Source organism: Mesobacillus subterraneus (assembly GCF_020524355.2).
Taxonomy (GTDB): domain Bacteria; phylum Bacillota; class Bacilli; order Bacillales; family Cytobacillaceae; genus Mesobacillus; species Mesobacillus subterraneus_C.
The window spans coordinates 3,620,383-3,643,561 of the sequence record NZ_CP129019.1 but is presented as its reverse complement, the minus strand read 5'-3'; the positions used below and the strand labels follow the sequence as shown (position 1 = coordinate 3,643,561).

23 protein-coding genes are annotated in these 23,179 nt (G+C 44.1%); 16 read left to right on the top strand and 7 right to left on the bottom strand.

Translation table 11 applies throughout. The features are described 5' to 3' along the window. The first annotated feature begins 86 nt into the window (after positions 1-86). The 13 genes from LC048_RS18970 to LC048_RS18910 all read left to right on the top strand — a co-directional run bounded on the left by LC048_RS18970 (position 87) and on the right by LC048_RS18910 (position 13,255). Positions 87-821, top strand: a complete 735-nt coding sequence (locus LC048_RS18970; RefSeq protein ID WP_226606306.1) for a sulfite exporter TauE/SafE family protein — start codon at positions 87-89, stop codon at positions 819-821. A 160-nt stretch (positions 822-981) separates the two neighbouring features. After that, a complete protein-coding gene (locus tag LC048_RS18965) occupies positions 982-2,328 on the top strand; it encodes a methyl-accepting chemotaxis protein (protein ID WP_306048463.1) in 1,347 nt (448 codons plus the stop codon). Then, positions 2,312-2,515: a hypothetical protein gene (locus tag LC048_RS18960; RefSeq protein WP_306048461.1), complete on the top strand. Its 204-nt coding sequence runs from the start codon at positions 2,312-2,314 to the stop codon at positions 2,513-2,515. The genes LC048_RS18965 and LC048_RS18960 overlap by 17 nt, the downstream gene beginning before the upstream one ends. Positions 2,516-2,792: 277 nt before the next feature. Beyond that, a complete protein-coding gene (locus tag LC048_RS18955; RefSeq protein WP_226606321.1) occupies positions 2,793-3,572 on the top strand; it encodes an ABC transporter ATP-binding protein in 780 nt (259 codons plus the stop codon). 2 nt (positions 3,573-3,574) lie between these two features. Then, positions 3,575-5,188 carry a hypothetical protein gene (locus tag LC048_RS18950; RefSeq protein ID WP_226606324.1) on the top strand — a complete coding sequence of 538 codons (1,614 nt, stop codon included), beginning with the start codon at positions 3,575-3,577 and terminating at the stop codon, positions 5,186-5,188. Between the two features lie 432 nt (positions 5,189-5,620). Further along, positions 5,621-6,187, top strand: a complete 567-nt coding sequence (locus tag LC048_RS18945; RefSeq protein WP_306048459.1) for a TetR/AcrR family transcriptional regulator — start codon at positions 5,621-5,623, stop codon at positions 6,185-6,187. A 69-nt stretch (positions 6,188-6,256) separates the two neighbouring features. Further along, on the top strand, positions 6,257-7,102 hold the full coding sequence (locus LC048_RS18940) for an SDR family oxidoreductase (RefSeq protein WP_306048457.1): 846 nt from the start codon (positions 6,257-6,259) through the stop codon (positions 7,100-7,102). A gap of 152 nt (positions 7,103-7,254) precedes the next feature. Further along, complete coding sequence (locus LC048_RS18935; RefSeq protein WP_306048455.1) at positions 7,255-8,169, top strand: ABC transporter ATP-binding protein; 915 nt, start codon at positions 7,255-7,257, stop codon at positions 8,167-8,169. Continuing rightward, positions 8,170-9,120: an ABC transporter permease gene (locus LC048_RS18930; RefSeq protein WP_226606365.1), complete on the top strand. Its 951-nt coding sequence runs from the start codon at positions 8,170-8,172 to the stop codon at positions 9,118-9,120. A gap of 73 nt (positions 9,121-9,193) precedes the next feature. Then, positions 9,194-9,895 (top strand): response regulator transcription factor, encoded by a 702-nt coding sequence (locus tag LC048_RS18925; RefSeq protein WP_226606378.1) that lies wholly within the window; start codon positions 9,194-9,196, stop codon positions 9,893-9,895. After that, positions 9,892-11,277, top strand: a complete 1,386-nt coding sequence (locus tag LC048_RS18920; protein ID WP_226606392.1) for a sensor histidine kinase — start codon at positions 9,892-9,894, stop codon at positions 11,275-11,277. Before LC048_RS18925 ends, LC048_RS18920 begins: the two co-directional genes overlap by 4 nt. A 137-nt stretch (positions 11,278-11,414) precedes the next feature. Continuing rightward, the gene (locus LC048_RS18915; RefSeq protein WP_226606394.1) at positions 11,415-12,143 is read left to right on the top strand and encodes a YwaF family protein; all 729 of its coding nucleotides are present in this window, start codon (positions 11,415-11,417) and stop codon (positions 12,141-12,143) included. A 494-nt stretch (positions 12,144-12,637) separates the two neighbouring features. Beyond that, complete coding sequence (locus tag LC048_RS18910; protein ID WP_226606397.1) at positions 12,638-13,255, top strand: acetate uptake transporter; 618 nt, start codon at positions 12,638-12,640, stop codon at positions 13,253-13,255. Positions 13,256-13,403: 148 nt separating this feature from the next. Here LC048_RS18910 and LC048_RS18905 read toward each other — a convergent pair whose 3' ends face one another. From LC048_RS18905 to LC048_RS18890, 4 genes are all read right to left on the bottom strand, one after another. After that, positions 13,404-14,309 (bottom strand): hypothetical protein, encoded by a 906-nt coding sequence (locus LC048_RS18905; RefSeq protein ID WP_226606400.1) that lies wholly within the window; start codon positions 14,307-14,309, stop codon positions 13,404-13,406. 180 nt (positions 14,310-14,489) lie between these two features. After that, positions 14,490-14,681, bottom strand: a complete 192-nt coding sequence (locus LC048_RS18900; RefSeq protein WP_226606402.1) for a YvrJ family protein — start codon at positions 14,679-14,681, stop codon at positions 14,490-14,492. 70 nt (positions 14,682-14,751) lie between these two features. Next, entirely contained in the window at positions 14,752-14,970 is a 219-nt protein-coding gene (locus tag LC048_RS18895) for a DUF2922 domain-containing protein (protein ID WP_226606405.1), read from the bottom strand. 36 nt (positions 14,971-15,006) lie between these two features. Next, positions 15,007-15,222 (bottom strand): DUF1659 domain-containing protein, encoded by a 216-nt coding sequence (locus tag LC048_RS18890; RefSeq protein ID WP_226606407.1) that lies wholly within the window; start codon positions 15,220-15,222, stop codon positions 15,007-15,009. A gap of 509 nt (positions 15,223-15,731) precedes the next feature. Between LC048_RS18890 and LC048_RS18885 the strand changes: the two genes are divergently transcribed. Further along, on the top strand, positions 15,732-16,979 hold the full coding sequence (locus tag LC048_RS18885; RefSeq protein ID WP_226606410.1) for an MFS transporter: 1,248 nt from the start codon (positions 15,732-15,734) through the stop codon (positions 16,977-16,979). A 39-nt stretch (positions 16,980-17,018) separates the two neighbouring features. Here the strand turns inward: LC048_RS18885 and LC048_RS18880 are convergent, their stop codons facing one another. Beyond that, a complete protein-coding gene (locus LC048_RS18880; protein WP_226606413.1) occupies positions 17,019-18,248 on the bottom strand; it encodes a DUF438 domain-containing protein in 1,230 nt (409 codons plus the stop codon). Between the two features lie 171 nt (positions 18,249-18,419). Here LC048_RS18880 and LC048_RS18875 point away from each other — a divergent pair, with 171 nt between their 5' ends. After that, positions 18,420-19,511 (top strand): mechanosensitive ion channel family protein, encoded by a 1,092-nt coding sequence (locus tag LC048_RS18875; protein ID WP_226606416.1) that lies wholly within the window; start codon positions 18,420-18,422, stop codon positions 19,509-19,511. Between the two features lie 253 nt (positions 19,512-19,764). On the opposite strand, the gene LC048_RS18870 is transcribed toward LC048_RS18875, so the two are convergent. Both LC048_RS18870 and LC048_RS18865 read right to left on the bottom strand, forming a co-directional pair. Next, positions 19,765-21,330 (bottom strand): sodium/solute symporter, encoded by a 1,566-nt coding sequence (locus LC048_RS18870; protein WP_226606419.1) that lies wholly within the window; start codon positions 21,328-21,330, stop codon positions 19,765-19,767. Further along, positions 21,330-21,689 (bottom strand): hypothetical protein, encoded by a 360-nt coding sequence (locus LC048_RS18865; RefSeq protein ID WP_226606422.1) that lies wholly within the window; start codon positions 21,687-21,689, stop codon positions 21,330-21,332. Before LC048_RS18865 ends, LC048_RS18870 begins: the two co-directional genes overlap by 1 nt. A gap of 200 nt (positions 21,690-21,889) precedes the next feature. Here LC048_RS18865 and LC048_RS18860 point away from each other — a divergent pair, with 200 nt between their 5' ends. Next, positions 21,890-23,125 (top strand): AraC family transcriptional regulator, encoded by a 1,236-nt coding sequence (locus tag LC048_RS18860; RefSeq protein WP_226606445.1) that lies wholly within the window; start codon positions 21,890-21,892, stop codon positions 23,123-23,125. The last annotated feature ends 54 nt before the right edge of the window (positions 23,126-23,179 follow it).

The following is a 23,179-nucleotide window of genomic DNA, read 5'->3' as shown; positions in this document are numbered from 1 at the left end:
AACTAAATCTTATCAATACTTATTAATTTTATTAAATTTCCTTATTGAATATCTACCAATATAATGAATGAAGGAGGTGTTACATTATGGATTATATCCTTCTTTTTTTCATTGGAATTATAGCAACGACGATTGGAACTCTTGCGGGAGGCGGGGGATTGATCAGTTTGCCGGCGATGCTTGTCCTTGGCATGCCTGTTCATTCTGCGATTGCTGCTAATAAAGTTTCGAATACGATCAGCTCTTTCTCCAGCTTTATTCATCTTTACAGGGAAAAGAAAGTAACTTTTAAGGAATCCTTTTGGATTATGCCGGTCAGCCTGAGCGGTGGGGTAAGCGGAGGTATCATTGCATCAAAGATATCAAGTGAAGACATGTATATTGTCGCGATTGGTTTGCTGGTGTTTGCATTTTTAGTCTCGGTCATTAAGAAAGGGGACTTGTCCGGGGATCAGCCATTAAAGGTTTCGGGAAAAAGTGTTCTAGGTTTATATGCAATCGGGATTTACGACGGACTATTCGGTCCTGGACAGGGGACGCTGATGCTTTATTTGTTTGGTTATTTGAACATAGCCTACATTCGGGCAGTCGGATACGTTCGTCTTGCCACGTTTTCAAGCTGTTTAGGCGCAGCTGTAACCTACATTTCAACTGGAGCTGTGATCTGGCCGCTGACCATCGCCTTGATGCTGGGTTCGGTGACGGGAGCGCAAATTGGTGTGCGCATCGCGAGTAAGCTGAAGCCGCAATACGTAAAACCCATTTTACGATTGATGACGGTGGCATTGGTGATTCAAATCTTTTTGGAAAAAGTGTTGTAGCTATCCGCGTTGATAAGGGTGAATCCAAATTAACTTCCATAAAAAACAACCTTCATTTTCATTGGTCATGACACAATCACTCAAAGCACATCCAAATTTGTCGATATATGTCTAGTAGGTATAATTAATCATAAATAGTATGAAAAAGGTGGAAATGTTTGTGACCAATGAATTAATGCTGAAAAACCGGATCATGACGTATTTGAGTGCTGGAGTTGTAGCGCTATCAGTTATAGTGTATGTGCTGCATCGTTTCTTTCATCTGTTTGAGGATTATCTATTGGCAAATGGGCTGAGCACCAGTAATGAAGGAATTCTGGAACTGGTCCTGCTAATCATTCCCGCCTTTTCAATGGTTGCGGCTCTGACGTTTTTGCTTAGGGGAGTTTACCACGAGTACCTGCCCTTATTGAATACAATCACGCTCACTTTTGCTTCGATCTCGCTCATCGCTAGCGGGAATGGAATGGTGGAGTATCACTTTTCTATTTTCATGGTGATTGCCATGATTGCTTATTATGAGTCTATTAAAATGATCCTTGTCTCAACTGTATTGTTTGCTGTCCAGCATTTAGTAGGCTATTTTACAGTGCCTGAAATCATTTGCGGAACGGACCAGTATCCTTTTGGCGTTCTTATAGTGCATGCCATTTTCTTGATTTTTACAAGCGGGGCAACGATTCTTCAAATTTCAATGAAAAAGAAATATATCCAGCAGGTAGAGGTTGAACGGGAGGAGAAAAGACTGCAGTTTAAACACCTTTTATCCAACCTCCAAAACACGTCTGATAAAATCATGGATACAACGAGCCATTTGGTTGGCAATATTTTAAAAACATCCACTTCATCAAAAGAGATTGCTTCCGCTATGCAGCAAATTGCAAGCGGCACTGACCTTCAATCGAGTTCGACGAAAGAGAGCTCCACGGCTATGAATGAGATGGCTGTCGGGATCCAGCGAATTGCAGAGAGTTCAGGCATTGTTTCACAGCGCTCTCAGGAAAGTGTGGATGAAGCGAAAAAAGGCGCAGATTCAATCCTGAAAACAAGGAAGCAGATGGAATCCGTTGATGTTTCCGTGAAAGATCTCGCATTGACGATTGATAGTATGGGAATGAAATCAAACGAAATTGATCGCATTGTTCAAGTCATCACGCAGATCACAGAGCAGACGAACCTGCTGGCGTTAAATGCCAGCATAGAAGCTGCGCGTGCAGGAGAGCATGGAAGAGGCTTTGCGGTAGTGGCAGAGGAAGTGCGAAAGCTGGCGGAGCAATCAAAAGGATCTGCTGCCGATATTACCAGGATCGTGCAGGAAATTCAGCAAGTCACCTCAGCAGCCAAGCACTCGATCGATAAAGGAATCATGGAAGTAAGCGAAGACCTGCCTGGAGAATGTAAAACAAACCGACCATGTCTTAGACAGCATCGTCCATTTTGCCGAAGAGGTCGCGGTTCAAATCGAGGAAGTGTCGGCAGTAGCTCAGCAAATGTCTGCAAGCTCTGAGGAAGTGTCTGCTTCGATTGATGAAATGGCCTTCATCGCCGAAACATCCAATGGCAATACGATGAGCGTCCTAAAACTGACAGACGAGCAAATCTTGGCGATTGAAGAGGTCAAGAAAGTGTCAGGAGTTCTCCAGGATATTTCTGCTGATTTGAATAGTGTGATAGCGGAGTTAGAACAGGAATAAAATTGTGAAGCCCTTATCTTCTGGATAAGGGTTTTTTTGAAGAGATAGGAAAGTATAAATTTCACTTCGAGAAATGTCCAGCTCCAGCGCCTAGCCCCTCGAGTCGCTTCGGTCCGCTCAGGTGAAGTCAAAGAACGACTTCACCGGTCGGCCCTCCAGCGCTTGTCGGGGCTGACCAAGGCGCTTGCGCTTTTCTAATTTGCCATTCCAGTATTTTACTACTATGTTAAAATGAAAATATGGGATTTTGAGCCATTTATACAAAAGGGGGAGAGCCATGTCTTCGGAAGTATTATCAATTACCGGCCTGACAAAATCGTATGGCAGCAAAGAGGTCCTCAAGGGAATAGATTTGAAGGTTCATAAAGGTGAAATCATTGGATACATAGGTCCTAATGGCGCTGGTAAAAGTACGACGGTAAAACTGATGCTTGGCCTTGAAGAAGGATATTCGGGGCAGATTGAGATTTTTGGCGAGGATATTGCGAAGCAAGGTGAAAGTTACAAACGGAGGATCGGTTATATTCCCGAGACTTCGGAAATGTATGATTCGCTTACAGCTCAGGAGTATTTGACGTTCGTTGCCGAGCTGTATGGGATGGATTATGACGATGCAGACCGGAAAGCGAAGCAGCTGTTCGATGTATTTGGGCTGAGTGAGGTCTATCAATCACGGATTTCTTCTTTTTCGAAAGGCATGAGGCAGAAGACGCTGATTGTTTCGAGCTTCTTACACAATCCTGACTTGCTGTTCCTTGATGAGCCGCTGACGGGTCTCGATGCGAATAGTGTGATGGTTTTCAAAGAAATACTTGCCATGTTCGCTGCAGAAGGGAAAACGATCTTTTATTCGTCCCATATCATGGACGTCGTCGAGAAAATCAGCAACCGGATCGTCTTGCTTCATGGCGGTCATATCGTGGCGAATGGAAGTTTTGAAGAATTGAAGAGTCAGAGCAAAGAAGGGTCACTTGAGAATATCTTCAATCAGATGACCGGATTCCATGAGCACCAGGATCGTGCCTCTGAATTTGTATCCATCGTTAAGGAGGGGTGACGATGGACAATTATTTTGTTTTAAGGCTGCTGGATGTTTTGAAGCCTTTATTTTTAAAAATGGGTGTAGACTACAGGACGATGCGCCGGATTCTTCAGATTAAGCTGACGATGGATCAGCGCCGGAAGCCGACAGTGTTCAACCAGTCACGGAAAAAGAAGGATAAACCAGAGAAGAATGAATTCTTCAAGTCATTGTGGATGTACGGTTTTTTTGGATTGATGCTGGTTCCATTTTTATTTTTAAATGATCATTATCTGTTTGAAGTGTCAATTTTATTCAGCATCTTCATGTTTATCATTATGACGACACTGATTTCCGACTTTTCAGCGGTCCTGCTCGACTTGCGGGACAAAAGTGTCCTTGCTACGAAACCTGTCAACTCGAAAACGGTAAGCATGGCAAAGCTATTGCATGTGACGATTTACATGCTGTACATTACTCTGGCAACAACGTTGATCCCGTTAGTGGTCAGCCTGTTTTTCAAGGGCATCCTATTCACCTTATTGTTCCTTGTCTCATTCGCGCTGGCCGACATTCTTATCATTGCATTCACAGCATTGTTGTACTTGTTTATTTTGCGGTATTTTGACGGTGAAAAGCTTAAGGATATTATCAATTATGTCCAAATTGCCCTTACTGTTGGCATGATGATTGGCTACCAGGTAGTAGCACGGTCGTTTGAATTGGTGAATCTCGATTATTCACTCGATTTTTCCTGGTGGCAGGTATTGCTTCCGCCGATGTGGTTTGGCGGTCTGTTCGATGTGCTGCTTGGAGGAGGCAGAAGCATCGGGAGTATGATAATGGCCGTTTTGGCCGTGCTTGGACCAGTTGTATCCATCCTTGTGTATATGAAGATGATCCCGGACTTCGAGCGCAATCTGCAAAAGCTGTCGAGCGAGACAGGCAAGAAAAAAGCCAGTAACAAGTGGAAGATATTCCGTTCCATGCCGATACTGGTTTCCAAAGATGAGCTGCCCTTTTTCCGTTTCGCCAGGATCATGATGAAAAATGAACGAGATTTCAAGCTGAAGGTCTATCCGGCGCTCGGGTTTGCCGTGGTGATTCCGTTCGTCTTCATGTTCAACAGCTATTCCATGATGAGTTTTGAGGAGTTCGCTGCCAGCCGGTCCTATTTGACGATTTATTCGGTGATGCTGGTCATCCCGACTTCAGTCATCATGCTTGCTCATTCAGGTGCCCATAAAGGAAGCTGGATCTATCAAGTGGCTCCGGTAAAAAATCTCGGTCTGATCAATAAAGCTGCATTGAAGGCATTTCTGCTCCAGCTGTTTTTGCCATTGTTCCTGCTCGTGTCGATCCTGTTCTGCTTTATATTTGGTTTAAGAATTTTGGACGACCTGCTTGCAGTATTATTAGCCGCATTGATCTATACAGCAGTGTGCTTCCTGGCAGGAGGAAAGGAACTCGCCTTTTCACAGCCATTCGATGCCGTCCAGCAGAGTGGCGACATCAAAATTTTCCTTCTTTTCTTCATCATCCCTGTCTTTGCAGGACTGCATTTCTTAGCATTAAAAATAAGCTTCGGCGTTGCTGGATTTGCGATTTTGATGTTTATGGTGAATTGGGGATTGTGGAGGATTTTGAAATGACATCAGACGCGCAGGGCCACACCCTGTGCTCTTTTGTGTGGGAGAGGAATCGCGGAGACGTAGCGCTTCTTTTTGTTCTTGAAAAAGAAAGTATAAAATTTTTGTACTTAGATTAGTGTCCAGCTCCAGCGCCTAGCCCCTCGAGTCGCTTCGGTCCTGCCAATGAAGTCAAAGGACGACTTCACTGGCAGGCCCTCCAGCGCTTGTCGGGGCTGACCAAGGCGCTTGCGCTTTTCTTAATAGGAAACTGTTCGTTCGTAGGGTTCCAATATGCAACGGCGGTTGGGTGGCTAATTGTCTGTGGTTGTGGTTGGTGAAATTGTTTAAAAATAAGAGGAGCAGCAACATCCCTTTGGCCCGATTGACACATTGTTTTCATCATTGCCAGGGTTATATGTAGACCGATTGTTATAAAATGATAGTGAGGGGTGAGTGACGATGAAAGAGACTTCAAGGGATAAATTAATCAGTACGGCATCGCGGTTATTCCAGCTGCAGGGATATCATGGAACGGGACTGAATCATATTTTAAAAGAAAGTGGCGCTCCGAAGGGTTCTTTATACTATTATTTTCCTGATGGAAAGGAACAGCTTGCGGTTGAGTCCGTTCGAATAACGGCGGAGCATGTTAGTAGCCGCATCAAACGGGGGCTGGATCAAAAAACTGATGCCATTGAAGCGATTCAAGGTTTTATAGAAAAAATGGCAGAGCAATATCAGAATGACAGCAGCCAAGAAGGCGTTCCAATTGCCGCTGTTGCACTTGAGACCGCTCTTTTCAGCCAGCCGATCAGGGAAGCTTGTCAAAGCGGCTACGAGAGTTTCCAGCAAGTGTTTACCGATAAACTGCTTCAATCAGGCTATGAAGAAAGCAGGGCAAGGGAACTTGGAATCGTCATTAACACCATGATCGAAGGCGCATTTTTATTGTCTTTTACAATGGGTAATAATAAACCTCTGTTATTGGCTGCTAAAAACATTCCGGCACTTTTGAAGTGATTGTGCCGGATGCATTAATAAGAAAATTATATAGACTGGTCTACAAATATATTAAAAGGCGGAATGGACATGACTTTATTGGTGACTGGGTTCAACGGCAAGGTTGGTTATGAGGTAGCGCAGAAGTTAAAGGCGAAGCAAATCCCGATGAAATGTGCTGTCCGTAATGTGGAGCGGGCCAGAGAGCAGCATGGTTCCGAATTTGATTTTGTCGCGCTTGATTTTTCAAAACCGGTAACCTTTACGAAGGCGTTGGAGGGAGTAAATGGGATTTTCCTTATGTATCCGCCAGGAGATCGCATCGAGTTTGAAGCCTTTCTCTCACAGGCTAAGAGGAAAGGTGTCAGCCATATTGTCTACCTCTCGGTGAAGGATGTACAATTCATGCCATTTATCCACCATTTTAAAAATGAAAAATTAATAAAGAAAGCCGGAGTTCCGTATACGTTTTTGCGTGCAGGGTATTTCATGCAAAATTTGAATGACTTTTTATACAAGGAGCTAAAGGAGCGAAAACGCATCTTCGTTCCTGCCGGAAAAGGGAGGACCAGCTTTGTCGATGCCAGGGATATTGCCGAAGTGGCAGCGATTGCCTTGAGCAGCCCTGCAGAGCACAGGAATAAAAATTACGTCATTACCGGAAATGAAGCGCTGGATTTTTATGAAGTGGTCAGGATTATGTCAGAGGTTATTGGCAGGAAGATAGAGTACTCAAACCCATCAGTGAAAGAATTCAAAAATTATATGACTTCTTTGATAAGCGATGAGAATTTTATAAATGTTGTAGTCGGCATCCACATACCGACTAAACTAGGTCTGGCAAAAGGCATAAAAGATGATTTTGAAAAAGTAACTGGAAGAAAGCCAACCAATATTAGAGAGTTTATCGAGGATTATCAGGAAGTTTGGCTTTGATGATTTTTAAAAAGTGCTTTGGTTGTAAATAATGGAGAGGGACTAATTCGTCGCTCTCTTTTTGCGTCTGTTAATAAATTATTAATAATTTGATAAGAGCATTTTAGGGATTGGCTGACAGAATAGAGTATGTGAAAGGGAGGCAATGACAGATGAAAAAACCGATTGTTGAGATAAAGAATTTGAAGAAGGTAATTGGAAACAAAACGATTATCCATGGAATCAGCATGGATGTATTTCCTGGTGAGGTATTTGGTTTCCTTGGGACGAATGGGGCGGGGAAGACAACGACAATCCGGATGATGGTTGGGTTGATGGGCATTACGGAAGGTGAAGTGCTGATCAATGGTTTCAGTATCGAAAAGAACTTTGAAAAGGCGATTTCGCATGTTGGCGGAATCATCGAAAATCCGGAGATGTACAAGTTCCTCTCTGGTTATGATAATTTGCTTCAGTATGCGCGGATGCTGCCGAATCCTGTGAAAAAGGAAAGAATCAATGAAATCGTCAAGCTGGTAGGGCTTGAGAAACGGATTCATGAAAAGGTCCGGGGTTATTCGCTTGGAATGAGGCAGAGGCTTGGTCTTGCGCAGGCATTGCTCCATTCTCCTGCGCTGCTAATCCTGGATGAACCGACAAATGGACTGGATCCCGCAGGAATCAGGGAAATCCGTACCTATATCCGCAAAATTGCCCATGAGGAAGGAATGGCCGTCTTTGTATCCAGCCATATGCTATCAGAGATGCAGCTGATGTGTGACCGGATTGGCATTATCCAGGATGGCCGCCGTCTTGTCAGCGTTGAAACAGTGGGTGACTTTGTTGGAGATAAAGTAAGTACCGCGCTGGAAATAGAGCCAGTCGAAAATGCGAAAGAGTTCGTTGGGAAAACTTTCCCTGAGATGAATCCTGAAGTAAAAGGAAACCAGCTATACGTAGAGGCGAACCGTGAAAAGGTTCCAGCCCTCGTTAAGGCGTTGGCGGAAAAAAATTTCGAGATTTATCAAATTTCTTCTGGAAATAAGACGCTGGAGGAAAAATTCCTGGAAATGACGGAGGAGAAATAAATGAACCATTTTTTAAGATTGATTCATAATGAGAATATAAAAATCTATAAACGAACCGGTACATGGGTGATGATCGGAATTCTGGTACTCATCGTAGCCTTTGTTGGTATTTTTACAAAATTTGTACTCGACCCTGGCAGCAACGCTGACTGGAAGACTCAGCTGAGCGCTGAAAATGCCCAGCTTACAGAGAGTCTCGAATCTGCACCAATGCTCGAAGCCCAAAAGCGAATGTTAAAAGAAAGGATTGCTCTGAATGAGTACAGGATCGAACATGATGTAGCGCCAATAGATCGAGATTCACTTTGGGGATACATGGTTGATACCACAACATTCACTGGACTTGCGGCTTTGTTTACAATCGTTATTGCTGCGGGAATTGTAGCAAGTGAGTTTTCCTGGGGGACGGTCAAGCTGCTGCTTATTCGCCCTGTTAGCAGAACAAAAGTCCTCCTGGCGAAATATGCTTCGACCTTGTTATTCGCACTTTTGATGCTTGTTTTATTATTCAGTGCATCTTTCTTGTTCGGAATCCTGTTTTTTGGCTTCAGCGGTACGGAAACGCCTTATCTGTCTTATAGCAATGGAAGTGTCGTTGAGCAGAATATGGTCACCCATATTATTGAGCTGTTCGGCTTCAGGAGCATCGATTTGATCATGATGGTCACTCTGGCTTTCATGATTTCGACTGTATTCCGCAGCAGCTCGCTCGCAATCGGCATTTCTTTGTTCCTGATGTTCACGGGCCCGCAGATCGTCCAGCTGTTAAGCCAGTATAACTGGTCAAAATACATCCTGTTTGCGAACACGGATCTGCAGCAGTACACCACGGGGACACCGCTCGTTGAAGGGATGACGATGACATTTTCCATCGTAATGCTACTGATCTATTTCGCGCTGTTCGCTTTTCTATCGCTGTTCATTTTTAACAAGCGCGACGTTGCAGCTTAAGCTTGACTATGTTATGAAAGAGGAAACCGCATTTGTGGTTTCCTTTATTTTTTAAAATAGGACGGTACTAATCATGGAAGAAGATTTAATTTTAATTGTGGAAGATGAACGTGAGATTGCCGAGCTTGTCCGTGATTACCTGGAAGCGGAAGGATATCGCAGTGTTCTGGCTTTTGACGGGCTTGACGGAGTGAATCAATTTATTGAACATAGGCCCACGGTGGCAGTGCTCGATGTCATGCTGCCAAAAATGGATGGGATTGAGCTTTGCCGCAGGATCAGGGCTGAATCTAATATTCCGATCATTATCATGAGCGCGAAGAAGAGTGATACTGATAAAATCATTGGACTCGGGATTGGCGCGGATGATTATGTGACAAAACCATTCAGCCCGGGTGAACTTGTTGCCAGGATCAAGGCCCAGCTTAGACGGTTCAAGCATCTGTCTGTCCAAAAGGAAACTGAAAATACGATTAGGTATCCTGGACTTGAAATCAATTTGAAAGAATATACCGTTCAAGCGGACGGAAGGCAGGTCGAACTTTCAGCAAAGGAATTCCAGATGCTCGCCTTCATGGCGGCCAACAAAGGCCAGGTATTCACAAAAGAGCAGCTTCTCGAAAACGTCTGGGGCTATCAGCATGTCGGTGATAGTAACACGATTACTGTTTATGTGAGGAAGCTTCGCGAAAAAATTGAACCTGACCCGTCAGAACCACGGTTCATTAAAACAGTCTGGGGAATTGGCTATAAATTCGCTGGTGGCAGCCAATGAGGTGGGGGCTGAAACCGCGGTTAATCCTCGCCTTTGTCAGCATTATCATTGTGCCGATAGCGGCATCCATTTTGTTCATGACCTTTTATTCGGCAGGTATGGAAGAGCGGGCAGGCAGGAGCGAAGATGAACTCGATGTGCTTTTAACAGAGACAAAGGAAAGTATTAATGAAAATGCTGAACATCTTGAGGATCCAGATCTTTTTTACGAAAAAGTGAGGCCGTTGATGCAAAAATACCAGATTGGATTGACTGTTTATACGTCTGAAGGGGAGACTTTATTCAACTCGTCAGCGTATCAAAAAAGGCAGGAAGCATCCATATGGCTTGATCGGATCGGAAAGCTTAATGTTGACGTTCTGACTGAGGAGCATGGCGAGCTGTCTGCGGAGATCCAGGCTCATTCTCTTACCGTTCCTCCATTTAGCCAGTTCAAAGAAATGATTTATGCCATCTTTGGAGCGATTGGTATTGGCCTGGCGGTCCTGCTTGCGCTGATTTTACTATGGACATGGTATATTTCCAAGACGATCCTCCAGCCTTTGAAGGAAATATATCATGCGACAGAAGAAGTAATTGAAGGGAATCTGGACTATAAGATCAGATATGGAAAAAGGGATGAAATTGGCAGGTTCATCCATGGCTTTGACTTGATGCGTGATCACTTGAAAAAATCAATTGAGCAGCAGCGGCAATATGAACGGGCGCGAAAGCAATTGATCGCGAGCATCTCCCATGATTTAAGGACACCGCTTGCCTCGATCAAGGGCTATGTGGAAGGATTGGAAGACGGAATTGCCAAGAATGAGAAGATGCAGAAGAAGTATTATTCAGTCATCAAATCAAAGACAAATCAGCTGGACAGGCTGATTGAAGATTTGTTCGAGTTCTCGAAGTTCGAGCTTGATCAGCTATCAATTGATAAGAAACTTGTGAACAGCTCTACGTTTTTCCAGGAGGCCTTTCATAGTGCGCAATTGGACTATCAGGAGGTAGAATTAGTGCTTGCTGAGCGACTTCCGTCTGTCAGCCTGCAAATAGACAGTGGCAGAATCAAGCAAGTCATGGAAAACTTGATTGATAATGCAGTCAAATACGGCGGGACGAACATCCTGTTAAAAGTAGTGAACTATGATGGATTTCTTAAAATCAGTATTAAGGATAATGGACAAGGAATTGCAGAAGAAGATTTGCCATTCATTTTCAATCCATTCTTCCGTGGTGAAAAATCTCGCTCAAGAGAATCCGGCGGTACAGGGCTGGGTCTTGCAATTGTAAAATACATCGTCGAAGCACACGGCGGAGAAATCCTGGCCGTGAGCGAACCGGGAAAAGGGAGCGAGTTTATTTTCACCCTGCCTTTGTATCTGAGACAGAAGTGAAGCATGGGGACGTTCCCTTTGCTTTTTTTAGTATACGGCCTCGCATGTTTTTGGACATATTCCAGTGTTCAATTAATGTTTTCACGCATACATTTATAGTTAACAGCATTTTAAATGTACAGCGAGGTGATGACATCATGTTTTCTGTTACGGGAATGCAGGAGTTTGAAATGTTTTCTGCTGAGCACCTGGTTACCCTGGGACTTTTCTTTGGTGTTTGTCTTGGTTTGGTGGTTTTCCGAAACCAAATCAGGCACCATAAAAACGTTTTGAAATGGATGATCTTTTGGACGCTGGTGGCCTGCCAGGTTTCTCATCAGATGTGGCTCATCCTCACCGGCCAATGGCAAATTGGTGACCTGCCATTACACGTGTGTTCGCTCAGCTCCTTTCTGGCAATGTACCTCTTTTTCAGGAAGAGCGTCAAAGGATTTTATGTCCTCTACTTCATTGGCACCTTGCCGGCCATTTTAGCCATGGTTACACCTGAAATGTCTTACACCTTTCCGCATTTCGACTATATTGAATACTTCCTCAACCACTCAGCCATTCCGATTGCCGCATTGTATTTCATTGTTTTTGAAGGCTACAGAGTTCCCCGCAAAGCCATTCTTTTCACTTATCTTGTCGTGAACATAATTGCCGTTCCAATCTTCATTTTCAATTTCCTTTTTGATACAAACTTCTTCTATTTGGCCAGTCCGACAGAGGCGAAAACAATCCTATCCTTCTTTGGCAGCGGCATCATGTATTATCTGAACCTTGAAGTTGCGGCTCTAATAGTATTTAGCCTCACCTATGTCCCGATGTGGCAGCTGATAAAAAAAGAGAACCGAAGACGGCTGGTGGGGATGTATCATAAATAGGTTTGTATAAGATAGTACTGTTGAAAAGTCAGAAGTGCGGCTGATGATTCTTACGGTCGTATACAGCTTGCTAACAGAACGAATTAAAAGAGGCGGATATACCATAATCCGTCTCTTTTTCATTGTTAAGGAAATTATAAAATTATTTAAGTGTGGATAACTACATGTAGTTTTCTTAATCCAGCACCAGCGCCTAGCCCCTCGAGACGCTTCGATCCTGCCAATGAAGTCAAAGAACGACTTCACTGTCAGGCCCTCCAGCGCTTGTCGGGGCTGAACGAGGCGCAAGCTTTTTGTTCTTTGTTGCGCAAAGCGTAGACCATGCTAACTCACCTGAGTTCCTTGAATTGTTTCCAATGACAAATAAATCATATTGACTCGTACACTTGAATCCTGTAAAGTACAAAAGTATGTTTTTGAAAATGGAGAAAGCAGGCAATTCACTTAAGGGATTGTCTAGCCAGCGCTTGCGCATTTATTAATAGGAGGCAGAAATGGATACTCAGAATCAAACACAAATTAAAATTACAACAGCAGATCCATCAGCGATAGGTTTGTTTGGACTGGCAATGGTTACATTGGTTGCATCGTCCCAGAAACTTGGGTTCACAGATGGCTTATCACTCATCATCCCATGGGCTATTTTCCTTGGTGGACTAGCACAGCTTTATGCTGCGATTCTTGATGGCAAGCATAATAATATATTTGGAATGACAGCTTTCGGCGCGTTCGGACTCTTCTGGTTCGGTGTCGGAACGACTTGGCTGATTCAGCTCGGATTTTTCGGTGAAAGCCTTGCCGCAGACGCTGATGTGAAGCAATTGGGAATGGCATTCGTCGGATATTTGATTTTCAGTGTCTTCATGACGATTGGAGCCCTTGAAACAAATAAAGTGTTGTTCTTTATTTTCGTATTGATCGACTTCTTGTTTATTGGACTATCATTAAGCTCATTTGATATTTTCCACGGAGCAACACATATGCTGGCAGCAATAGCTGAACTCGGAATAGCAATTCTTTCCTTCTACGGAGCAGCTGCAAATGTGCTGAATACACACTTTGGACGAGTTGTCCTGCCAATCGGAAAGCCATTCGGGATTTTCAAGAAATAAGGGAAAGGCGCTGAGCGAGCTGGAGGTGTATCCAGCAGCTTCTGACTATTATTCAGAGGTTAGGATTCCGGTTAAAAAAGGGATGGCTCTGCCAATAGTGAAAAAGAGAGTGGCAAGAGGCCACTCTCTTTTTCGTTTATGAGTTTTTTTACTCCCCAAACTCTACATCAAATAGATAATTGGATGATTCAGTGCCTTCAAAGCTTTCATGTACTATTCTTCCTTGATCATCTTTTTCTTCTTCCATTTTCTTCATGGCAAAGGTTGAAACAATATACCCTTCTACTGGCAATTGCTCATGATTTAGTAACTGGATTTCTCCATTTGATACAAAGAAATCAGTTCGATTTTCTTCTTCTGCTAAAAAGACCCGTTCCCCGGAACTTTGGATTACATAGAACGAAAAACTGCCTTTCGTTTGAGTAAGGTCTTTAATATCAAGTACATCAAGATTTTCAAAGAAACGGCCAGCATCTGTTAATCGATCATACTGTAGCCATGTATCAGCCCGGCTTTTTCTAACTTGATACCTGCTCTTATCAAAATCATATTGTATATAATAAAGATTAAAGCTATTGTCATCTTGCTGGACCAGTTGCCAGCTTAGGTCTTTCATGCTGCCATCCTCAAGATATTCCACTTTAAAGTCTTCAAGCTTCAAGAAGTCGTTCTCCAGACTTAATTCCTGCTTCATCCCCTCAAACTCATCTTGAAAATCCACCACATATACGGAGCCAAGATCATGCTTGATAAAAACGGAGCGGTTTTCCCATTGGTTGAGTCCAAACGGGAAAATCCAATGAACAAGGATAAAGGAAAAAACACCAATAACAGCAGCCGTCCGTTTTACATGCACATTCAACTTGGGAAGGAAAAACAGGAGATACAAGATAAACCCAAGAGGCAGAGAGACTTGATTCAAATTAAAGGCAAACGAGCCTAATAAAAAGTATCCAATAATTTTTAACGGAAAATAAGGTTCTGTATCTTCTTTTTTCTGTAATAAAAATAGGAAACTAGCGATTAAAATGACATTATAAATAATAGCTTCCATTTTTGCCCCCCTCTAAGCCATCAAGTCAGCCAGCCAAGTAAAGCAAGCCGAATAATCATTGATTTCATTTTAACATATAATTCCAATAACTCTTGCGTGACCATCTAAATAATTCTAATTAAACGTTTGATTAAATGAAAAAACCACCCTCTTTTTTAAAAGAGTGATGGTTTCAAATGTTTAGTGATTGATTTCTCGGATTGCCTTTTGGGTGTAAACCGGTTCTGGCTCTTGCCGTTCCTGCAATCGTGCGGGCAGGCCCTGGATTGATTGGACGACTGTATCTAGTTTTGCTTCGATTCGGTGAAGCAAGTACAGAGTCACAACAATCGGGAACCCAACATCGCTGATGAATGGAATCAGCTGTTCCATGTGCGATTCCTCCTTCCTTGAATGCTTTAAAACAAGAGCCGGTCTCTAGAAAAAGACCGGCTCACTTTCATTACACTAGTTCATATTCGGTTACGTTGCGTTCAACAACGCGTGCACTGTGAACAGAAACAAGGGTTCCATTCGTTGGCAGGAAAGCATTGGACGCGATGATTTGTTCCATTGCCAGCTTGACAGCAGCTGGATCCACCGGCTCCGCAGGGTTATCAACCGTAAGCTTGGCATATTTGCCAAGATCCGTAGCGAATTGCAACTCAAGGGTTTTAGCCATATTTTTCACCTCCTATTGGATTAGTAGAGTGCCAGATTAGATGATATCGAAGCTGTCGTTACGTTCCACAGAGCTTAACAAGTTCGCGCTAAGGCCGCCAAGAGCCACGGCCGCCTGCTGAACCTGATCAGCAGTAGCTTCCTTTCTAAGATAGCGGTAAGTCTTGCCCTTGAAGATCGGCTCGCCCTTCTCATCGACACCAGCTTCAAACATCAGCCTGATATTAGAATCCTTCAACATTGCCATTGCCATTTGCCTCACCTCCTTTCACCTTCTATATACAGGCGGGGAGGAGAAAAGGACATGGTGTGGGAAAATATTGTGGGAGGGACATCTGATGATCAAGGCTCTATGGGACAAAAAGGCTGAGAAAGAAGTGGGGAGTGTCCGATAGGGATGGCTCTATCGGACAAGCGTGAAGGGAAAGAGGAAGGAAAGTGTCCGATCGAAGGGCTTCCAATAGACAAAAAATACGCTCAACAAAAAGGAACATCTTCATGAAGACATCCTCATGCTTACTACCGTATTGATTTGAATTTTGTTTTCGGGTAGTATGGTAATACTATTTTGTGGAAGGGTGACATGGGGCGATGAATAACTAATCCTGTTTGAGAAGGAATTGACATACACAATTTTTCTGGATAGGATTAGGCTTGCCTTCTGAGAACTCAATGTTAAAAATGAATATGCCCAGGCGTGTTCTGTGTTCTTTTATGGTTGAAGTGCTGCTCCCTATCCAGTCAGGAATGGGGGGTTTTTTTATGACGGAAATGACGCATGACCAAAATGTTGGCATGGGTGCATTGTTTAAAAATCAGGTAATCCGGACAATTTTGCTGTCGGTGCTTTTCCTCCAAATCGGGATCTGGGTCCGGAATTACTCGATTCTCTTGTATGTGATTGAGAAAACGAATGGTAACGCGATTGCTGTTTCTTTAATATCCGTTGCCGAATTTGCACCAATTTTCCTGTTTTCGTTCATAGGAGGAACGTTCGCGGATCGCTGGCGGCCGAAGAGGACGATGATCTGGTGTGATGTTTTAAGTGCCGTATCTGTTTTCGCGGTGCTTCTGACCTTGTTTTTTGGCAGCTGGAAAATGATTTTCTTCGCGACTTTGGTTTCATCCATCCTGTCGCAATTTTCCCAGCCGTCGGGAATGAAGCTGTTCAAGCAGCACGTCCCGATGGAGCTTGTCCAGATGGGGATGTCGATGTACCAAACCGTTTTTGCGCTCTTTATGATTCTTGGGCCAATCCTTGGGACCTTTGTCTATCAGCGTTTCGGCATTCTAGCGGCTGTCGCAGTCATGGGAGTTGCCTTCATTTGCTCCGCAGCTGTCTTGTTGATGCTGCCGGCAGACAAGGAACCAACTACTGAAAAAACAAAAACAACTTTGATAGAAGAGATGAAGGACGGATTCCGCTATGTATTGAACGTCAGGGCATTGACACTGCTGGGCGGATGTTTCGCGGCAGCAGGTCTTGCCATTGGTTTGACCCAGCCGCTTGGCGTTTTCCTGATTACAGAAAGGCTGGGACTTCCTAAGGAAGAGTTGCAGTGGCTAATGGCTGCTTTCGGAGTAGGAATGATTCTGGGAGGAGGCATCACTGTTGCGATTTCGAGGAAGGTTCAGCCGCAAGTGCTGCTGGCGATCGGAATGGCTGCGAGTGCGATCGGCTTCATTGGGATGGGGTTATCAACCGTATTCTGGCTGACATTGACGGCGCAATTTTTCTCCGGATTGTTCATGCCATGCATTCACATCGGCATCAATACGATGATTTTACAAAACACGGAAGAATCTTTCATTGGCAGGGTGAATGGCATCCTCAATCCGCTTTTCATGGGGGCGATGGTCATCACCATGTCAGCGGCGGGATGGCTGAAAACGCATCTTTCCATTGTTTACATTTATGAAACAGCAGCCGTTCTGCTCTTTATTGGCATTATGGTTTTGGTTCCTTTAATGAAAAGGAATCCAAAGGTAAGCCTGGAAGAGGGAGTATAAGGGAAAGGAGGTCCTTTTTATTAGGGCCTCCTTTTTGTGTTAGGATAAAATCCGTTTTTCTCCATCAATCGCCTGAATGGGATTGATGTTCTGAGTGAATTCGAGGGTGCCGATGTACTGATTGTCCTCATCACGGACTGCGAAGTAGCGGATATAGACGAATTTGTCGCCGACCTTGATCCAGAAGTCTTCGGTGTCTTTTTTGCCAGCTTTGAAGTCGCGCAGCAAATCTTCGACGACATGAACGCTTCTCGGCGGATGGCAATTCTGGACAGTACGACCAATGACTGCCTTTGTCCGTGCGAAAATCCGTTCTTTTCCATGAGAGAAATAGCGAACGACATCGTCCTGGTCAATGAAGGTTATGTCGACAGGCAAGTGGTTCAGCAGCAACTCCAGCTGCTTCAAAGACAGAATCCCCGTTTCCATTTTGATATAGCCTTCAGAGATTGCCTCTGCGTCAAGATGTTTTCGGGCAGGCTTCCATTCCTCAGTCGGTGACGTCAGACAATAGCCGATCTCGTCACTTTCATGGGCGATTTTTACCCATTCATCCTCTGTAAAGTTTTGCAATGCCATTGGGAAGAGGATGTTTTCTTCCCTGTAAACCATTTCGCTAACTTCCCTGAGGACAAACTGCACCTCTTCAATGACGCAAATTTTATTACCATCATAATTGGACAGTTTTTTCTTTGCCAACTTGATTCCATCACGGATAAAATCATCGATTCGCCACATATTCGTCGTCGGACCGTAGATTCCGTACTTCTCGAGGTAAGGGAAGATTAAGTTTTCTTTGCGGCTGTAGTGCTTATCAATGTCATAGAGCAGATTGCAGTCCTCCAGCAAAAGGTTGATATTTTCAGCGCTGTCTTCAATTGCAAATTGTTCAAGATGAACTCGAAGTCTACTTTGTAAAAGCTTTTCAATCTCACGGTTTTCCATTTCGAATGTATGGACCGGGTGGCCCGGCTGGTTTTCAGGTCCGTACACTGAGTTGTTATCTTCGATTGCTCCTTTAAAAAGTTCGGAGTGAGCCGCATAAATACGCTGCATTTCCGTCACTGATATATCGCCCTCAAGCAGTTCGACATGCTCAAGACTGGCAATTTCATCGATGGTTATTTTTCCGATGAAAGCATCAAAGTGAGCTTTGACTTCATTCGCATTTTTACCATCATGCAAATCTTTGAAAAGCTGCTTTAAAGTTGCCTTTCGCTTGGCAGGATCCATTGCTTTCAATTCACGATTATTTATCATTTCACTCATGATTATATTTCCTCCTAGAGTGTGTATTGGAAATAACTGATAATGTTTCTCATGTTAAAAATAACACTTAGCCATACACAAAGAAGTGATACAAATCATTCCTTGACGTTTTTTTAAAAGAAATTCAATGTTATGATGGAACGAGCAAAAAATAGAGAGGGGAATGACGTAATGACCTGGTGGGAAAACTTTTTGTCATATGAAGTGCTTGAAAGTCTGGGGATTTCCGTAGGAATCTTCTTTTTATTCCTGTTGTTCCGGAAGCTTTTCACGAAGTATGTGTTCAAGCTGATGTTAAAACTGGGACAGAAAACGCCGACTGAATTTTTCTCCAGTATGACCGTTGCATTTGAGCAGCCGATTCGTTGGTTGTTTATCATTATAGGAATCTATGTGGCGGCGGATTACTTCCCGTTCATGGAACAAACGAATCCGCTATTTTTAAAGATTATCAGAGCGTCGATCATCATGCTCATTGCATGGGGACTCTACAATCTGTCTTCGGGATCGTCCTTGCTCTTCATGAAAATGAATGACCGTTTTAAAATGGAAATCGACCAGATTTTGATTCCATTTTTCTCAAAGGCGATCCGGTTCATCATCGTCGCGATCAGCATCAGTATCATCGCGCAGGTGTTTGAGTACGATGTGAATGGTTTCATTGCAGGGCTTGGCTTGGGCGGGCTCGCATTTGCGCTGGCAGCCAAGGACGCCATCGGAAACTTGTTTGGAGGCATCATCATTATCACTGAAAAACCATTTACGATTGGCAATTGGATCAAGACACCGAGTGTTGAGGGGACAGTTGAGGATATTTCCTTCAGAAGCACGAGAGTCCGCACCTTCGCACAAGCCGTTGTCACGGTTCCGAACGCAATTTTAGCAAATGAACCAATCACAAATTGGAGCAAAATGGGGAAAAGGCAAATCACCTTCAAGCTTGGGGTAACGTATGACACACCGAGGATGAAGCTGCAAAGAACGATTCTCAGGATTGAAGAAATGTTGAGAGCTAACGAAGACATCCATCCTGATACAATCTTTGTAAAATTTGACGAGTACAATGACAGCAGCCTTGATATCTTCCTTTATTTCTTCACAAAAACAACCGTCTGGGAAGAATTCCTGGCAGTGAAGGAAGAGGTCAATTTTGCGATCATGGAAATCCTTGAAGAAGAAGGCGTATCTGTGGCATTCCCAAGTCGGACATTGTATGTAGAAACACAGGGAGAGTCTGTTGGCAGGGTTGCAGGATCTATATAGCAGAAAAAGAGCCGGGGAGCAGTTCACAATCCCTGGCTTCTCTTTATGTGAACAGTTGTTAATAGCATGAATCTTAGAAGGGATTCATGCTCTTTTTATTGAATACTATAGGAATCTCATATTAACAGGAGCCTATGTATGCATACATAAGATGAAAATATCATAAAACAAGAACATGGCGTGCCAAAACTGATGTCAGTTTTACACGCCATTTTCATTGTCATTTAAAGAAAGTACACCTAAATCAGAACGTTTACGCTGCTTCTGATTCCTTGGAATGAACTTGTTTCATAAATTCATTCACATCAGATGGAACTCGTCGATCAAGCTTTGAAACAATATAGACGGACAGGAATCCGACCGGTACCGTGATGATTCCAGGTACGTTGAACTGCAGGAATTCAGGCAGGGTCGTCTTGAAGAAAATCATGTACATCGAAGTGACCAGACCGATGACGAGACCGGCGATGGCTCCTTTTTCCGTCATTCCTCTCCACCAGATGCCAAGAATGAAGATTGGGGTGAACGTACTTGCTGCAACAGTGAATGCCAGCGCGACCAGATGTCCGATGGAGGCTTCCTTTACCATGAGACCAAGTGCTCCGTACAACACACCAAGGACAATGATTGAAACTTTACCAGCGATGACGCGCTCTTTTTCAGTAATATTTTTGCGGAAGAAGGTCGCGTACAAATCATGGGCCAAAGCACCAGAGCTTGCGATGAACAGTCCTGAAAGATTAGAGAAGACAGCTGCGAAGGCGCCGGCGATGACAAGGCCAAGCAGCCATTCCCCACCAAGTGCCTGTGCTGTTGACGGGACAACCATGTTGTTGCCGCCTGTAATCAAATCCTTCATGACTGCAGGATCAGCTTCGCCAGTCAAGAAGATGGAGCGGCCAACTACTCCAAGGTACACTGCGAACAAGAAGAACACGCTTGCAATTCCGATTGCCATTAAAGCGGACCTTCGGGCAGCTTTCGCACTTGGGTTTGTGTAGAAACGCAGAAGGATGTGCGGAAGCCCGATGGTTCCAAGCGAAAGTCCGATTGTCATCGACATGGTTTGCCAGAAGGACGGGAAGTAGTTGCCTGTTCCGGTCCAGACAGAGCCGTCGAACGGGATATCTTTTCCATCTGCCGTCAAACTTGCTGTGCCTGTAATCGTTCCTTTGAACTCATTAATCGATGCCAGGATATCCTGATAATGAAGTCCGCCCCAGATGGCTGCGCCGACCATAAGGAGGAACGCGCCAAGGCGTATCCATAATTCAAGCGCCTGGTTGAGAGTCGTTCCCTTCATGCCGCCGATTCCCACATAGAAAATCATAACCGAGCATGTAAAAATGATTCCGAATTCATAACTGGTGCCAAAAAACATGCTTAGAATTTGAGCAGCACCGAGAAGCTGCGGGGCAGCATAGAAACCGGAAATCGCCAGTACGACAGCGACCGCAGCAAGACGGGCGCGCTTGCTGTGGAACCGGTAGGCCAAAAAGTCAGCGACTGTATAAGCTCCAAAGCGGCGAAGCGGTCCAGCAACGAAAATCGCCAGGAGTGTCAATCCGATCGAGAAGCAAAAAGCATAGTAAGCGCCGTCATAACCGAGCTGATAGGTCAGGCCGGCAATCCCAAGGAAGGTGGCTGCGCTTAAATAGTCGCCGCCGATCGCTGAGCCGTTGGTGAACCAGCCGAAGCTGCGTCCTCCAACGAAGTAATCGGAAGCGGTCGCATTTCTTTTTGTAAGATAGGTAATATACACAATGGTTCCCATCAGGATCAAGGTTAACAGGAATTTCGGCTCAAGGAATGTCGACATCAGCCAATCCTCCTTCCATCAGCAGGAGTCGAGGATTTTTCTGCTTCATTTTTCAGGCGTTTCTCATATAAAGTCGTATGGATGAGAGCAATGACAAACGCCATAGCCATGGCGACAATACTAGTAAAGAACCAGCTGTAGGTCATGCCGCCCCACATCCGGGAGAACATGAACTCTGCTGCATACCAATTTAAAATAGGAATGGAAAGAATGAATACATAGTAAAAGAGCGTAAGTTTAATGCCAGTACTGAATTCACTTTTCATGATTTTCTTCGTTTCTGGATCAAGCGGCTCAAGTTCACTTACGTCAATTGTATCAGCCGCTACATAATTATACTCCCGATACTCCCCTGCCAATATGATTCCCCCTAGTTAATATTTTGGCTTTTCCCGTTATCAAGATTTCCCTCCTTTAGGCAAGCCATGATATGATTAAATTGATTGTACGATAGAGAATTGTCCAATACCTTACAATAAATTATCAGAAATATACAAATATTTAATATAATTTAAATTTTTATTCGTGGAAATGAATAATAACAAAGGGGATGTTATGGTTGTTTTCCATTTGGCTTGGCATTGAAGATGAAGGAGAGCGCGGTAAGCTTGCTGCCTGGATTTTAGAAGAATGCCAGGAGGATTGCAAGCTCGTCGACCAAGAGAATGATATACATATCGCGATTATTGAAGTGAACAAATGGCATGATTGGGTAAAAATACACCGGTTCCGCAAACGGAATAAGAGCTGCCGGATCATTCCGCTGCTGGACCCGTCCCTTTTGCACACCTCTCCGCTGGCAATCGAATTCAAGCTGACCTACCTGCTGGTCAAATCGGTGAAAAAACGGATTTTTTTACGCACCTTAAAACGGGCGATCGAAGAGATTGAAAGTGAGAATACGAGATTCGCAGAAAATGAGGAAGTATTCCACCATTTTGATGCGGAGCAAATTGCTGGGCAGAATGCCTTGCCCTTTAGGGAAGCTTTTTTACGAAGATTGCTATCAGGAGATGTGAAGACAGAGGAAGAGCTTCTGCAGTCCCGCTTTTTCCTGACGGGGGAAGCTGTGCCGAATGCGGTCTGTTTTATTCAGGGATTCGTCCGCTGTCCGGCAAAAAGGTTGGAAGAAGGCATGCAGGCGTCAATGGTCATCCATGATTTTTTAAAAAGTAAGTTTGCAGGTTTTGCGGTTACTTTCCTTTCCTATAGGAAACATCTGCTAATGTTGCTTCAGGTGCCGCCGGAATTTAGTTCGGTGAAGCATTGGAAAGAGGGAGAGGGACGTATTCTCGAGACGATTGATTCTTTGGAAAATGAATATGGTATTCAGCTTTATATCGGAGTGGGCTCGGTCTATCGCGAGCCGCTGATGCTGCACCATTCGTACAAAGAAGCTTGCAAAGCAAGGCGGACATCGCCCTACGAAAGACTGCAGCTCCGCTATTTTGAAGAAATCACGAAGGATATGCAAATTCAAAAGTGTTTCGAGTACATTTCCCAGTACTGTACGGAGGATTTGTCAATCAAGCAGGTTGCCGATCAAATCAATCTCAGCGTTCCATACTTCAGCCGGATTTTCAAACAAGAAACCGGACGAAGCTTCGTCGAGTATGTCACCTTCGTCCGCATGCAGCGCGCCGTCTGGATGCTTCGCCACACCGACCACACCGTAGAAGCCATCGCTGAAGAACTTGGATACAACACCCCTAACTACTTCAGCGGGACTTTTAAAAAATATGTTGGCCTGTCACCGAGGGACTACCGGGCAACCGAGGAGATTATTTTTGTGTAGAGCTGTTAAGGCTGAGTGCCGGCAAGCCGCTTGCTGTCCCAGGGTCCTTAAGAA

Coding starts and splice junctions, on each gene's coding strand:
- LC048_RS18875 (WP_226606416.1), top strand. CDS start 18,420: ATGACCTGGTGGGAAAACTTTTTGTCATATGAAGTGCTTGAAAGTCTG.
- LC048_RS18930 (WP_226606365.1), top strand. CDS start 8,170: ATGAACCATTTTTTAAGATTGATTCATAATGAGAATATAAAAATCTAT.
- LC048_RS18885 (WP_226606410.1), top strand. CDS start 15,732: ATGACGGAAATGACGCATGACCAAAATGTTGGCATGGGTGCATTGTTT.
- LC048_RS18870 (WP_226606419.1), bottom strand. CDS start 21,330: ATGTCGACATTCCTTGAGCCGAAATTCCTGTTAACCTTGATCCTGATG.
- LC048_RS18880 (WP_226606413.1), bottom strand. CDS start 18,248: ATGAGTGAAATGATAAATAATCGTGAATTGAAAGCAATGGATCCTGCC.
- LC048_RS18955 (WP_226606321.1), top strand. CDS start 2,793: ATGTCTTCGGAAGTATTATCAATTACCGGCCTGACAAAATCGTATGGC.
- LC048_RS18890 (WP_226606407.1), bottom strand. CDS start 15,222: ATGGCAATGGCAATGTTGAAGGATTCTAATATCAGGCTGATGTTTGAA.
- LC048_RS18940 (WP_306048457.1), top strand. CDS start 6,257: ATGACTTTATTGGTGACTGGGTTCAACGGCAAGGTTGGTTATGAGGTA.
- LC048_RS18905 (WP_226606400.1), bottom strand. CDS start 14,309: ATGGAAGCTATTATTTATAATGTCATTTTAATCGCTAGTTTCCTATTT.
- LC048_RS18970 (WP_226606306.1), top strand. CDS start 87: ATGGATTATATCCTTCTTTTTTTCATTGGAATTATAGCAACGACGATT.
- LC048_RS18900 (WP_226606402.1), bottom strand. CDS start 14,681: ATGGAACAGCTGATTCCATTCATCAGCGATGTTGGGTTCCCGATTGTT.
- LC048_RS18915 (WP_226606394.1), top strand. CDS start 11,415: ATGTTTTCTGTTACGGGAATGCAGGAGTTTGAAATGTTTTCTGCTGAG.
- LC048_RS18920 (WP_226606392.1), top strand. CDS start 9,892: ATGAGGTGGGGGCTGAAACCGCGGTTAATCCTCGCCTTTGTCAGCATT.
- LC048_RS18910 (WP_226606397.1), top strand. CDS start 12,638: ATGGATACTCAGAATCAAACACAAATTAAAATTACAACAGCAGATCCA.
- LC048_RS18950 (WP_226606324.1), top strand. CDS start 3,575: ATGGACAATTATTTTGTTTTAAGGCTGCTGGATGTTTTGAAGCCTTTA.
- LC048_RS18925 (WP_226606378.1), top strand. CDS start 9,194: ATGGAAGAAGATTTAATTTTAATTGTGGAAGATGAACGTGAGATTGCC.
- LC048_RS18895 (WP_226606405.1), bottom strand. CDS start 14,970: ATGGCTAAAACCCTTGAGTTGCAATTCGCTACGGATCTTGGCAAATAT.
- LC048_RS18935 (WP_306048455.1), top strand. CDS start 7,255: ATGAAAAAACCGATTGTTGAGATAAAGAATTTGAAGAAGGTAATTGGA.
- LC048_RS18960 (WP_306048461.1), top strand. CDS start 2,312: ATGTCTGCAAGCTCTGAGGAAGTGTCTGCTTCGATTGATGAAATGGCC.